The 13,213-nt window shown below is 37.2% G+C and carries 13 protein-coding genes and 1 pseudogene; 4 read left to right on the top strand and 10 right to left on the bottom strand.

Going from position 1 to position 13,213, the window contains the following annotated elements:
* Positions 1-155: 155 nt before the first annotated feature.
* Complete coding sequence (locus tag ABC374_RS07785) at positions 156-920, bottom strand: hypothetical protein (protein WP_350302132.1); 765 nt, start codon at positions 918-920, stop codon at positions 156-158.
* Between the two features lie 770 nt (positions 921-1,690).
* Between ABC374_RS07785 and ABC374_RS07780 the strand changes: the two genes are divergently transcribed.
* A complete protein-coding gene (locus ABC374_RS07780; RefSeq protein WP_413016828.1) occupies positions 1,691-2,377 on the top strand; it encodes an ArsR/SmtB family transcription factor in 687 nt (228 codons plus the stop codon).
* Positions 2,378-2,472: 95 nt separating this feature from the next.
* Here ABC374_RS07780 and ABC374_RS07775 read toward each other — a convergent pair whose 3' ends face one another.
* The 8 genes from ABC374_RS07775 to ABC374_RS07740 all read right to left on the bottom strand — a co-directional run bounded on the left by ABC374_RS07775 (position 2,473) and on the right by ABC374_RS07740 (position 10,704).
* On the bottom strand, positions 2,473-3,357 hold the full coding sequence (locus ABC374_RS07775) for a DMT family transporter (protein WP_413016826.1): 885 nt from the start codon (positions 3,355-3,357) through the stop codon (positions 2,473-2,475).
* Between the two features lie 260 nt (positions 3,358-3,617).
* Entirely contained in the window at positions 3,618-4,004 is a 387-nt protein-coding gene (gene gloA2 / locus ABC374_RS07770; RefSeq protein WP_413016824.1) for an SMU1112c/YaeR family gloxylase I-like metalloprotein, read from the bottom strand.
* Positions 4,005-4,389: 385 nt separating this feature from the next.
* Positions 4,390-5,643: an MFS transporter gene (locus tag ABC374_RS07765; RefSeq protein ID WP_413016822.1), complete on the bottom strand. Its 1,254-nt coding sequence runs from the start codon at positions 5,641-5,643 to the stop codon at positions 4,390-4,392.
* Between the two features lie 173 nt (positions 5,644-5,816).
* A complete protein-coding gene (locus tag ABC374_RS07760; protein WP_413016820.1) occupies positions 5,817-7,478 on the bottom strand; it encodes an amidohydrolase in 1,662 nt (553 codons plus the stop codon).
* A gap of 539 nt (positions 7,479-8,017) precedes the next feature.
* Positions 8,018-8,488, bottom strand: a complete 471-nt coding sequence (locus ABC374_RS07755) for a DMT family transporter (RefSeq protein ID WP_413016818.1) — start codon at positions 8,486-8,488, stop codon at positions 8,018-8,020.
* An 18-nt stretch (positions 8,489-8,506) separates the two neighbouring features.
* Positions 8,507-9,205: a Crp/Fnr family transcriptional regulator gene (locus tag ABC374_RS07750; protein ID WP_413016816.1), complete on the bottom strand. Its 699-nt coding sequence runs from the start codon at positions 9,203-9,205 to the stop codon at positions 8,507-8,509.
* A gap of 16 nt (positions 9,206-9,221) precedes the next feature.
* Positions 9,222-9,647 carry a DMT family transporter gene (locus ABC374_RS07745; RefSeq protein ID WP_413016814.1) on the bottom strand — a complete coding sequence of 142 codons (426 nt, stop codon included), beginning with the start codon at positions 9,645-9,647 and terminating at the stop codon, positions 9,222-9,224.
* A gap of 313 nt (positions 9,648-9,960) precedes the next feature.
* Entirely contained in the window at positions 9,961-10,704 is a 744-nt protein-coding gene (locus tag ABC374_RS07740; RefSeq protein WP_413020292.1) for an SDR family NAD(P)-dependent oxidoreductase, read from the bottom strand.
* Between the two features lie 287 nt (positions 10,705-10,991).
* Here ABC374_RS07740 and ABC374_RS07735 point away from each other — a divergent pair, with 287 nt between their 5' ends.
* The 3 genes and pseudogenes from ABC374_RS07735 to ABC374_RS07725 all read left to right on the top strand — a co-directional run bounded on the left by ABC374_RS07735 (position 10,992) and on the right by ABC374_RS07725 (position 12,125).
* Entirely contained in the window at positions 10,992-11,540 is a 549-nt protein-coding gene (locus ABC374_RS07735) for a hypothetical protein (protein WP_413016812.1), read from the top strand.
* 15 nt (positions 11,541-11,555) lie between these two features.
* A pseudogene (locus tag ABC374_RS07730) lies at positions 11,556-11,876 on the top strand (GAF domain-containing protein); the annotation flags it as partial.
* Positions 11,877-11,936: 60 nt separating this feature from the next.
* Complete coding sequence (locus ABC374_RS07725) at positions 11,937-12,125, top strand: response regulator transcription factor (RefSeq protein WP_413020291.1); 189 nt, start codon at positions 11,937-11,939, stop codon at positions 12,123-12,125.
* A gap of 129 nt (positions 12,126-12,254) precedes the next feature.
* Here ABC374_RS07725 and ABC374_RS07720 read toward each other — a convergent pair whose 3' ends face one another.
* Entirely contained in the window at positions 12,255-13,001 is a 747-nt protein-coding gene (locus tag ABC374_RS07720) for a TerC family protein (RefSeq protein ID WP_402903558.1), read from the bottom strand.
* Positions 13,002-13,213 lie beyond the last annotated feature (212 nt).

The raw sequence follows: 13,213 nt of genomic DNA, 5'->3' as shown, positions 1-13,213 counted from the left end.
TAAATATAAAGATGGAGATACGTAGCAAAATCATGCTGGGCTTTTGAATATTATAAGTGATAATCCTAGTATTCGCGGTTATTTTAACTCTTCTATTTATTTCATTAAAAAGCCTATATTTTCTTTTTCCCTCCTGCAAATAAAAAGCACCCAATTTAATGGATGCTTAGATTTCCTTTCTTTCGTAATCTTATTTCAAATTTATCACTGAAAAATTCATTTGCATTAAAAATAGTACTAATGTCTGAAATATCACCTATGTTTACAATTAAGGCTTCATCAACTTCTTGATCTGTAAGAACTATGCGATATTCATATTGATTTTCAAAGTATTTATCTTTCCAAAAATAAATATCAGTCCCTTGATTTTTATAAGAGCTCATCCTAGCTGAGGAATTGATGTTATAATCATCATATTTTACCAAGCCCCCTCTGTAAGCATAACCTTTTTCATTGAGTGTTCTAGTAATTCTGTCAATAAATTGCGATGGGGTAACAAAAATTAAGCTATCTCCGAACTCCCTGATCATTTTATCGATTTGTTCATTAGGTAAATCAAATTTGGTATAGTAATATTTTTCATCCTCCTTAACCACTTTTAACATATCGCTAACAATTGCAAACATAGAATATAATGGCCTTTTTTCATTTATATTTTTTCTGAAATTCATTTTTTTAGTTCGCCCCGACATTATTAATTCATGGGTATCTTGAGTAAAGAAATTCATTGTTAATTCCGTAAAAACATGTGCTGCTTCAAATTTGTCTCCTACACCTTTTTCTCCTGAAGCATTTTCTATATCAATATACTTTTTAAAATTATTCATATATAAATCTCCAGATAAAAACCTTTCCACAAAAGGTGTGAACTTTATAAATCCAAAAACTTGACCTTTAAATCCAACGTCTGATATTTTCATTCTCTTCATTCCCTCCTATTTGACTACTAAATTCGACAAAAGGGACTATTCACCGGTATTTATTCCAAGACTATTAAGGAACGTTTACTGTTAGTGAACATGTAAGAATGTATGCCTAGTTCACAAAGAATATACTTCATTAAAAAACGCTTATCCAAAGGATAGACAGTCTTTCTTCTGTTTAGCTTCCACAAGCATATTCGTTATGATTTCCTGTTGTCTTAACAAATTACTAAGGTCTAAAAGCTGAATTACTCTAATTTTATGAGGTTCACCTTTGTAATACAGCACACACAACTGGTTCGCATCGATTGCGTATGTTTTTACCTTCCGTAAACAGGTATTCTTTGCCTGATAAGAAATATCGGATTTAATAAGATATATAGAATCCCTTGTTCCTCCAGATATTGAATAACGGGAAAAGTAATGCCCTGTAGATACAAAAATGAGCATATCCAGCCTTAAAGAATTTTCAGAGCTTCAGCAATTATTTCGGCTGTTTCTTTATCAGGTAATGTACCTGTTAATAAGCGGAACGGTTTAATTATTTCTTAGTTATTGCTTGTACTTACTTTTTAATTTCTTATAAAGCTTTCTTTAAATATGTCCTGGACTTAAAAAATTTTTAAAGCAGCAATCGTGAACATACCGAATATCACGAGGGCAGCGGTACTGTATAATAGAAGTATAAGTTTACATATTTTTGATGCTAATTACTTTGCGTTCAGCTTATTTAAACTAAAATATCGGTAGAAAGGTTGGTAACTATTGTGAGTATAAATCCAAATATGGTGGAGATAGCCTCCCTCCTAGGAGAAACGTCACGTGCAACAATACTTGCTAGTTTACTGGATGGGCGTTTTCATACTGCAGGTGAATTAGCATTGATGGCTGTAATAACACCTCAAACCGCCAGCCTTCACCTTTCTAAATTAGTGGAAGGTAACCTTGTTAAAGTTGAAAAACACGGGCGACATCGTTACTATCAGCTAGCAAATGGAGAAATTGCGCAGATTTTAGAATCGTTTCTTGCCATTTCCCCACCTCCTCAAGTTCGGTCGTTAAAACAATCAAGCCAAGTTAAAATGCTTCAGGAAGCCAGAACCTGTTATGATCATTTGGCAGGAAAACTAGGAGTCCAATTAACTGAATCGATGTTGAAGGCCAGATATTTGAAAAAAGAAGAGAGAGAGTTTACAGTTACGCCCAAAGGAAATCATTTTTTTTCTGAATTCGGCATCGATTTACTTGAATTAAGAAGAAAACGCCGTTCATTTTCCCACTCATGTTTAGATTGGAGTGAACGTCACCATCATCTTGGTGGAGCTTTAGGGAATGGGCTCCTTACACATTTTTTTGATTTAGGCTGGATAGTCCGTGTTCCATCTATTCGCGCAGTAAAAGTAACACCTAAAGGGAAAGAAGGATTTAAAGAATTTTTTTGTATAGAGGTATAATTTAATAATCCCTCATAATGAAAAAGAATAGGGCTCTTTTCTTTTTCATTATGAGGGATTTTCTGTCTTTAGCAGCTTAGAACAATCAATACTTACTATAAAGCTCTTTTAACAAATTTATTTTCCTTTTGGAAATTGCTATTTACCAGATAGATGCCAATGATGATAAACAGTCCGCCAATTAAGAGTGAAGTGTATATCTGTTCACCTAATAGTGCCCACCCTGATAATACACCGAAGAAAGGTGCCAAAAATAAAAAGGCACTTGTTTTTCCGGGATCACTCTTTTGTAAAAGGTAATACCAAACAGCAAATTGCACGATCGATGACATGATACTTAACCATAATAAAATGAACAACGAATTACCATTCAGTATGAAAAATGGTTTTTCAAGAATAAAGCTGCCAAGTAAAAGCAGTAAACCGCCAAAAAGCATCTGATAGGCAGATAATACCCATGTATCGGAAATCGCCCCCCATTTTTTCGCCAATAAAGTGGAAATCGCCCAGAAAACAGAAGAAAGAATGCCGAAAAGAATACCAACCTTAAATTCAAGTTGCGCTCCCATCGTTATAATTACTCCAACTAATCCTAATAAAACACCAAACCATTGATATAGTTTATAGCGTGTTTGTGAAAAGATAGTACCGAAAACAACAACAAGCAACGGGTTCGTGAATGTAAGAATGGAGGATTCACTTGCTGTAATCGTGCGTAAACTCAGGAAAATGCACCCCATAACTCCGGCTGTTTGAAAAGTGCCGATAATGAGCATTTTTATCCAATCCCCTTTAGAGTTTGGATGCGGTCTTTTTAAAAAGATTACGATCATCGCCATTATGAGTCCGGCAAGTGTGAAGCGTAATGCTGCTAATAATAATGGGGATGAATAAGGTAGACCAATTTTAACTACTGCAAAAGAAGAACCCATCAAAAATGTCGTTAAAAGTATCAACACTGTAAATTTGTAAACATTCATTTTTTTATCTCCTGACATATTTAAATGACCAATCTACAGATATTATAGCCGGTGATTATTTCAGCTCTCATCGAAATATGGAATACAAGTGGAGATAAATTTAATAATATCGACATATTAAAGGGAATCTTCATGTTTAATTCGCATAAGTAACCTCTTTAAATCATCATATTCATCTATACAAATCAAATTTAAAAAAAGAGTTTACCTCAATTCTTGAAGTTTTACCTCTCCTATCAACCTTACTAAGCTTGCAATTCCTACTTTTCATATATCTCTAGAGGCAAATCATCCGGATCACAAAAAAAAGTAAACCTTTTTCCTGTTAACTCATCAACGCGGATAGGTTCGACTGGAATGTTTTCATTTTCTAGATCTTCAATCGCTTGATTAATATCTTCCACTTCAAAAGCAAGGTGTCTAAGCCCTCTAGCTTCAGGATAACTAGGACGATCGGGGCTATCAGGAAATGAGAACAATTCCAGCTGATATTCCCCTCCGACCATTAGATCCAATTTATACGATTTCCTTTCTGACCGATATGTTTCCTTCTCGATATCACACCCTAAAATATTTACATAGAAGTTCTTTGACTTTTCATAATCAGAACAAATTATTGCTACATGATGTATTTTTTTCACCTTCATTTGTGTCCTCCCTAAGAACATTGATTATTTTTATAAACTAATTTTACCAAAGTTATACATTAATAAAAACTTAGATTTCAGTGTCTCCTTCAGACTCCACTAGTACATCCATTTTCCTGGATATAGGACTAAACACTCCACCAAATAGAGAATTGCAACAAATTGGAAAAATTGTATATTTGAATCATGGAAAATACCCAGGCCATACTGTTTGAATAATATTATTGATTATATCGTATAAAAAAATAAAAAGCCCTGTTAACTGAAATTCAGTAACATCAGGCTTGTCAAGATAGTAGCTGGCAGACTTTTTTACTCTCTATATACCATTTCGAACAAACTTTTATAAATCCGAACGCCCACTTTTGCCTGCTTTTATATCGATCTATTTTACAGCAGGAATTGTTTGTGGATTTTCAGTCATGAAATTTTCCTTACCCGATTTCAAGGTCATAAAAGCGATAAAACAAACGACTCCGAATGAAACCAATAACCAAACAGCTCCATTAAACGATCCATCAAAAGCGTCTATGACAAAACCGATCGTTAAAGGAGCAATGAAGCCAGCTACTTGCATCCCTAAATTGACCACACCAACTGCAGAACCTCCGATTGCTTCCGGTAAATACTTCAGCGGCAGACTAAATATAATAGTGGATAGAGCTGCGGAAAATATAGGTATTATGGTTTGATAGATGATAACTCCCGTTACCGTTTCTGCATGAAACATGAGATAAACGAATAATGCTAGACCTAATCCACTAAAGCCCCCTATCCATTTTTCCCGACCAACTTTCACTTTATCCAATACATAACCGGCGATAATATAGAAAGCCACCGACGCTATTGCAGGGATCATCTGTAAAAGACCCATGGAAATTAAATTCAGGCCACGTTCCTGCACCAAGTAGGTCGGCATCCATGACATCACTCCCCAGCTGATGAAACCATATGCAAACGAGGCAGCCATCAAACTAAGGACCAAGGGGGTTTTAAACAGCTTAATAAAAGAACCCTTGACAGGAACTTCCGTTAAGGAATCTACTTCTTGCGGGCCCTGACTCCCTACTCTTGGTTTTAATAAGAACAAATATAGTAACCCAATCGTAAACCCGAAAATCCCAATAATGCCAAACATCATCCTCCATCCGATACTAACAAGCAGAGTGGCTGCTAGAATGGGTGAAATGACACCCGCAACAGTGAGTGCGGAAAGAAACAAAGACATTGCCCGGGATCGCTTTTCTTCCGCGATGGACACTGATATCATTTTGGCCCCAGCAGGAAAGAAACTTCCTTCCCCCAATCCGAACATAAAACGAATGACCAACAACGATACAAAAGACCATGCCAATCCTGTTAGACTGGTAAAAATGGTAAAACTAAAGACAGAGACAATAAGCACGATTCTAGCGCCGAAACGATCGGCCATCCAACCGCCGGGGATCTGCATAATTGCATATCCTAAAAAGAAGACGCTTAATATCAGACCTGTGGAGGATGCGCTCAATTGGAGGTCATCGGATATATGGACAATCCCATAATTAATGACAAAGCGATCCAGTGCCGAGAACAAATTACCTGCAAAAAGTAATAACAAAATCATTTTTGGATTTTGACCGAATGCTAATTTGTTCACTAGCATAGCCCCCTAGTTTAGCTTAAATTTTCATCACAATTTTATAAACTCTAGGAAAACAGGATCATGGAGTCTCTAATGTCGAGGATGCGGGTTCAATGATAATCGGTGCCTTTATGTCAAACATATAGGATTTTCTTTTATAATTAGACCAGTAAATTTCCGGTAAGAAATTAAGTAGTCTTTACCTTTTCTTGTCCATATACTGGGTTTCCATCTATGAAGGTGGCCAGAATTGCTATGTCCCTAATTTCTTCTGGATGAACAGCTGTAGGGTCAGTCTCGAGAATGGTAAAGTCTGCTTGTTTTCCAATTTCTATGCTGCCTGATCGTGACTCATCAAAATTTAGTTTTGCGCCAAAAATAGTCATCGACTTTAAAGCTGTTTCTACATCAATGCGCTGTTCTGGGCCTAAAACATGACCTTCTCTCGTTATTCTATTAACTGCAGCCCATACGGAAAATAGGGGTGAGATTGGGGTAATTGGACAATCGGAATGCAGGGTGAACAATAAATTGTGTGCAACAGCTTCAGCTAACGGACTTATACGCCTTCCACGCTCCGGACCCAGGAAAATTTGTTTATGCCTGTCCCCCCAATAATATACATGATTGATGAAGAAGGACCCGGCTACATCAAGTTCCCTCATCTTCATGATGTCCTCGGTGGTTGCGGTTTGGACATGTTCGATTCTATGACGATGCTCTGTACGAGGGCTATTGGATAAAGCATATTCATAGGCCGCTAATATCGAGCCGATCGCTCGATCCCCGTTTCCATGCGTCGTGATTCTAAACCCTCGTCTGTGCAGGTCTAAGACTTCTTCATTAAATGCTTCCTGATGATGAATGAGATCTCCGTATACATCTTGATTTTGATAATATGGAAGACGTAAAGCTCCTGTTAATCCTTGGATGGAGCCGTCCTGAAACATTTTTGCGCTATCTAATTTAACCCGTCCCCCAGACCTTTCCCTGAGTTCCAGGTCCAGTTGAGCTGGAGAATAACCTCCGAATGGCTGTCCTTCACGAAGCTGCTGATGCATGATCATCAGTCTCGTTCGCATCGGATTAATTTTTTGTTCAGCCGCTTTAAGATGAACCTCTAAATCTTCCAAATTATTAAATCCAACTGCAGCATCTGTATTCGTGGTAATTCCTTGAGCGACATAATCCTTTGAAGCCTTTCCTATCATGTCAACCTGTTGCCCAATTGTCATTTGCGGTATGTGATTATTTATTGGTGCCATTGCCGCTGGTTCATAGATTACCCCATTCAGCCTTCCGTTCTCATCCCGTCCATAATATCCGCCCTGGGGATCTGAAACATCATCAGTCAAACCTGCACATTGCAAAGTTAGCGAATTTACTGCGGATAAGTGCTCTGAAGTGTGTGTGATGACTACAGGGTTATTTGGCGAAACCTTATCTAAATCACTCCGTGTAACATGGCGCTTTTCATACAAAAGCGTATCATCATAGCCATATCCCCTTATCCATTCGCCATCGGGAGTTTCTTTTGCTTTTGCACCAATTACCTCTAAAATATCTTTTATGGATTGATTGGGCGGAGTACCGCAGTTCACCTGTCCCATCGTTAATCCATACATTAAAATATGGTTATGAGTATCGATAAAGCCTGGTATTAGGGTGGATCCCTTTAAATCTACAACATCAGTACTTGCTGTAATCTCCACTGCACTTTTAGGTGGCTCACACTCATCCCAAATCCCGACAATTTTCCCATCTGAAACAGCAATTGACCTAGCCCGACGATTCCTGTTATCTAGAGTCAGCACATTTGCATTTTTAAGTAAAAGATCGATTTTTATCATAAAATAAAGTCCCTCCCTTTTTTTTTGGTTTTAAATCCACTTCATTTCGTCATTATTCTAACTTGGCAAACTGACAGATGGAAATAATGAATAGATAGGGCAAATATTCACAAGTCAATCAGGAGTATAATGACACATCCTTTCTTTAATGAAACAATAGATTTACCCCATTTCACTAGTGGTGTTAACATCACGTCGTCCGAACCAGTATAAAAGGCATAGTTACATTAAAACATTTAATTTTATAATTTTCAATATTTTCTAAAAATAACAATAAATATAGGATGCTTTATTCAGCTATAAATGCTATTTAACCTAAAAAAAAACTGGAACCTAGTCTTTTAAGCTTTCACATATTTGATAGGACTTCATCTCATAATATTCAACTAATAAAATAGGCAGCATAATTCCCACCTTTATGCCAATACGACATTACCCCTCTTTTCACATTGATATATATGTCCCTAAAAAGAGAGGATTTTTGAATGTACATATATTTTATATATCCTATTATGTGCCATATTATTTTGATTCTGAGCTTATTTGAAAAAGAAACTCTCTTTCAATTGTTGGACAAGGTTCTTTTTCATCTTAAACATGATGATTCCCGATATCATGATCCCGATCCCGATCAATTTATTTAGGGTTAACGGGGCTCTTTCAAATCCGAACCACCCTAAGGTGTCAATCAGAACTGCCATCGTCAGTTGCGCGACAAGTACAATTGATATGGCATAGGCCGGTCCTAGGAGCCGGATTGCCTGCATGATGCAATAGACGAGCACAACTCCCAAGACTCCACTTAATAGATACAGCTTGTTTATGTGCCCAATCGCTAACAGGCTCGAATCATCCATGATGGTGAAAATGGATAGTGATGAGATAAAACCAAGCCCGAGAACAATCGTGGTTGTCGCCCAAGCTCCTACCTTTTCACTAACTCTAGTGTTAAGGACCGTTTGCAGACTGATGAAGACACCAGCTACTACGGCAAACATAATTCCTTGCATTAGATACAGCCTCCTGACTCATTCATATATATTGCCCTCCGCCCTTTCCCGTAGCCGCGATAAATCTTTAATATAAAGAATTCCTTTTTTTCTTTGAATGATACCTTCTCCACAGAGTTTATGGATGACACGATTTAAGTGCCGATAGCTTGTTCCTATGAGGTCTGCTATTTCGGTCAGATTCGAAGTGTTCATTTCTTTATGAAACATGGAGCCGCTCCCTTCTGATGAAAGAGATAACAGATAGCTTGCGAGACGTACTTCGACAGGGTAGAGCCTGTTCAAACTTGCGGCATGGGATTCTGTGTAAAATTTTTGTGTAACAATCTCCAATAAAAAATGCAAAAACTCATATCGGTTCGTTTCCATCGTTCGTAAATCATCAAAATGAATACCGATTACATATACTTCACTGACTGCCTCAACTGTATGGAGTACTTCCATCCCTTTTATATATTCCACATCTCCAATAAGGGCCAATGGCGTTTTAAACCGAACAATTAACGATTTTCCTTCGGGTGAAGTTGTAAAAATCTTCACCTTTCCCTTTACGAGAAAATACATATAATGAATATCCTCACCCTTTGAACATAAAATTTCTCCATTATGGAATTGATAGAGAGATATTTTCTCCTTCAATTCTTCAGAAAAAATCATATTCAGCTCATATTGTTCAAGATATTTATTGAGACCTGAACTATTTTTTAATTTTTTCAATGTTCTATCACCTTTTTTACAGTTTAAATATGACTACACCCATTAACATCATAGCCATTCCAATAACTTGTTGAATCGACACCTTCATCTTGATCATTCCGAATAGTCCCCTTGTATCGATAATGAAAGCACATATAAGCTGTGCAATTAAAATGGTTACTATTGCGAAAGACATGCCTATTTGATTGATCGCAATCATTTCTCCTAACACAATCACGACGCCGAGCATTCCTCCAAGCAGGTATAAAATGGGAACCTCCTGAAACCCCTCCGCCCTTCCATCACGGACGAATAAATAAATGATGATGGAAAAAATAAATCCTACGAGATGTACAAGCGCGGTAGTGTGCCACTCACTTAACTCCTCACTCATTCTTGAATTAAACACTCCTTGCAATGAAATAAACACTCCTGCAATTATGGAAGATATGATCCCTTTCACCCTGACTCCTCCTCTATGAGATTCTTCTATAATTAAAATACGGAAGTGGAGTGCAGAGAAAGGACATATGTCCCATTTTCATTTTTAATTTTTACGAAAAAATGATTTTCAACTTAAAATTCTCGAAATAAAAAGTCTTGTATCGTTTGAAATTTTATTAGTATTTCCGGGAATATTTCGTTATATGTAAAAAAGAGCCCTCCAGTATGATTTGGGTGTACGAACACCACTCATCTTACAGAAGAAGCTCTATTAATTGGCACCTCAAACCTAATTTGACTGTTTGAGAGACAGAGCGAATAATCCTTAAAATTTAAACTGCGGTATATCCGCCGTCGACAATAAGACTTGTGCCTGTAACAAATGATGCATCGTCACTAGCAAGGAAGAGAACGGCTTTCGCCACTTCTTCCGCTCTGCCTAAACGGCCGATTGGATGTAAATCGATCAAACCTTGTCTTATTTCACCTTGTGCTTCGGCAATAAGTGGAGTATCTATATATCCAGGGCAAACTGCATTGACACGAATGCCATCTTTCGCATAAGTCGAACCTAACGTTTGTGTTAATAGTTTGACCCCACCTTTCGCAGCAGAATAGGCTGTTACCCCCGGTTTCCCTGCATGGCTATGGATGGAACCTGTATTGACAATGGCGCCGCCAGTAGCTTGTTTTTGCATTTGCTCTATCGCATATTTATCGGATAGGAAGACACCGGATAAATTAATATCAATTGTTTTTTGCCATTGCTCATAGCTTAACTCATGAATGTTTCCGTCTCTTGCAATTCCTGCGTTTGCGAACATGATATCCAGTTTTCCATATTTATTAACCGTCTCTTCGATCATATTCTTTACGTCATTTTCATTCGTCACGTCAGTTTTAACAAAAAGAGTATCATACCCTTTTCCATTTAACTCTTCTGACACAGCCTGTCCATGATCAGCAAAATCGGCAATGACCACCTTTGCTCCTTCTTCTGCAAATAATTGAGCCGTGCTTGCTCCAATCCCGCTTGCTCCCCCTGTTACGATTGCCACTTTGTTTTCAAGTCTCATCATATTACCAGACTCCTTTTCTTATTTTCTACGCAACAGATTCCTTAAACACCAGAAATCTCCATCCCTAGGGTTCTCCATAGACGACCATTCTTATACAAGCAAAAAGCTGACTACATTGTGAAACCCTCGATTGAAATAGACTGGCCATCAAATAGCTTCATTCTGTGTTCATACATTTATTTTACTCCTTACAATTTGAATTACTATCCTATAAACTGCTGTATAATAATATGGTTAGTCCCCCCTTTTTATAGGGTATTTTGTTTTAAGGAGAAGGAATTCACATGGCTCATCCCTTTCATGCATATGAAGAAATAACATTGCAGCAATTCATATTATTCATTAAAAGCCATAACAAACAGATTCAAGAAAATATCAATATTTATTTGAATCTAGAACCCTTCATATTAGAAACTGAACGTAAGATGATACAAACATTACTGGAATCATTTTTACTATTTTTATCCGCTCCAAATATCGAGGAAGTAAAAGACACATACGAAGAGCACTTGGATTCTTGGCTGCAATTACATTTACCCCTTTTAAATGATAATCATTTCAGCATGTTCCGATTAATCTTTGAAAAGTCGATTGTTACCTTAATGGTAAATCTGAAACATGCCCAAACCCTATCCATTCTCATGTTCTTATTATCCATTTTCTCTCATCTCATCCATAGCTATAACAAGTGGAGGGGCGACGAATCAGAGCAAAATCCCAAAAGTGAGAATGCAGAACTTAAAAGACTGCAGCTACTGGACCAATTAGATGAACTTTTAATTAACTCAGCAGGATTTAAGGATTTTGCTTTTATCCTAAAAAAATGTGAGTAGTTCTTTAACTATAAAAGATGTGTTTTTTATGCTTATATTCCTTGGTCCAATCAATTATACGGCACCATTGGGTCGGAGCTGCCAAAAGTTCAAAGCATGAGGGGGCAGCTCAGCTCCAAGCAATCCATGGTATTCAATTCAAAAAAGCCGGTATTTATAAAGAATCCCCGTAATTACATTAAAGAGGAGCATATACAGCTATTTAATCTTTCATCTGTCATTTTTGTACCGATTGTTCATGACCAGCAAGTGTTCGGCTGGCTGACCTTTGATCAATTAGGGGAGGAATTCGATTATTCAATAGATGAACTGACTTTACTTGAACAGGTCGGAAAAAGGCTCGGATTATATTTATCAAGAAAGGATGATGAGGTACCAATTGGTACCGACATACAATTGACGGAACGTGAATCCATGATTTTAAATTTGCTGGCGGAGGGCTATAACAATAAAAAAATGGCCAAATTATTGCAATTAAGCGAGCATACTGTTAGAGATTATGTAAGCAGTTTAATGACAAAGTTTAAAGCTAAAAACCGTACACAGGCAGTAGTTTATGGGTTTCGGTTAGGTCTATTGAAATAAAATTGAATCAATCAACAGCTTATGACGATTTGTCATTAACGAATCTATATAGAGGGCCAAAAAAAGACCGAAAAATTTTTTCGGTCTTTGATCTTCTTGAAATTTTCATTTATTACAAAAGAATATTCTTTATTTACCTTCACCTTTTTTTTCTGTTTTTCCAGATAAAAACCATCCGCCTATAGCGATAAGAAGCATGACTGACCAAAAGATTATATTCCAAATCGGTCCTTCAACAAAATCGTGAGAAATAATGTGAACGGCTGGATGTGCAAGGGTATGCATTAATAACTTAACCCCTACCCAACCAACGATCAACATGGCTGCCGTTTCGAGGCTAGGCCGCTCCGTCAGTATCTTAACGAAGTATCCTGCCGCAAACCGGATGACGATTAAACCTGCAATTGCTCCTAACAATATAACAATGAATTTAGCTCCATCCATACCTCCTATATCACCCATTGGTGTATCTGGCAAGGCAATGACAAGAGCGACTGCAGCTAAAATGGAATCAATAGCAAAAGCAATATCAGCTAATGCAATTTGCGCAACGGTCATACGGTAGCTTTTCCCTTTTTTTTCTTTGTCACCGTGGTCCCTTTTTAGTAAATGCTTTAATGAAATGAAAATCAAATACGCAGCCCCAATTGCTTGAACTTGCCAAACATGGAAAAGGTACGAAATGATGAAGATTGCACCAATCCTAAATATAAAAGCCAAAAGCAACCCAATATTTATCGCTTTTTTTTGCTGTTCTTTTGGTAAATGCTTTGACATGATAGCTAAAACCAATGCATTATCAGCAGATAATAAACCTTCTAAAAAAATTAGAATAATTAACACCCAGCCATATTCCAATAATAACGATAGTTCCATGATACCCCCCTAAAAGCATGTATAAGAATGCGTATATGAATTCAAACCAACAACACTTTCTCCTCCAATATTGTCCCATCTTCTCTTCTTCCTTATTCAACCCTTCCGTCCAATTAGCTTCATTAAAATAATACCGAAGCCACTCCCTATTTAAAGTAAAGCATCCGTCAGCTCTATAATATTCTTTTATGCTTAGACTTCATTCCAATTGG

Source organism: Peribacillus phoenicis (assembly GCF_047238085.1).
Classification (GTDB): Bacteria; Bacillota; Bacilli; order Bacillales; family DSM-1321; genus Peribacillus.
This window is presented reverse-complemented; position numbering and strand designations above follow the sequence as displayed.

Excerpts from the sequence above, each read along its gene's own strand:
- ABC374_RS07785 (WP_350302132.1), bottom strand. The coding sequence starts at position 920 with ATGAAAATATCAGACGTTGGATTTAAAGGTCAAGTTTTTGGATTTATA.
- ABC374_RS07775 (WP_413016826.1), bottom strand. The coding sequence starts at position 3,357 with ATGAATGTTTACAAATTTACAGTGTTGATACTTTTAACGACATTTTTG.
- gloA2 (WP_413016824.1), bottom strand. The coding sequence starts at position 4,004 with ATGAAGGTGAAAAAAATACATCATGTAGCAATAATTTGTTCTGATTAT.
- ABC374_RS07760 (WP_413016820.1), bottom strand. The coding sequence starts at position 7,478 with ATGATAAAAATCGATCTTTTACTTAAAAATGCAAATGTGCTGACTCTA.
- ABC374_RS07755 (WP_413016818.1), bottom strand. The coding sequence starts at position 8,488 with ATGCAAGGAATTATGTTTGCCGTAGTAGCTGGTGTCTTCATCAGTCTG.
- ABC374_RS07740 (WP_413020292.1), bottom strand. The coding sequence starts at position 10,704 with ATGAGACTTGAAAACAAAGTGGCAATCGTAACAGGGGGAGCAAGCGGG.
- ABC374_RS07735 (WP_413016812.1), top strand. The coding sequence starts at position 10,992 with ATGGCTCATCCCTTTCATGCATATGAAGAAATAACATTGCAGCAATTC.
- ABC374_RS07720 (WP_402903558.1), bottom strand. The coding sequence starts at position 13,001 with ATGGAACTATCGTTATTATTGGAATATGGCTGGGTGTTAATTATTCTA.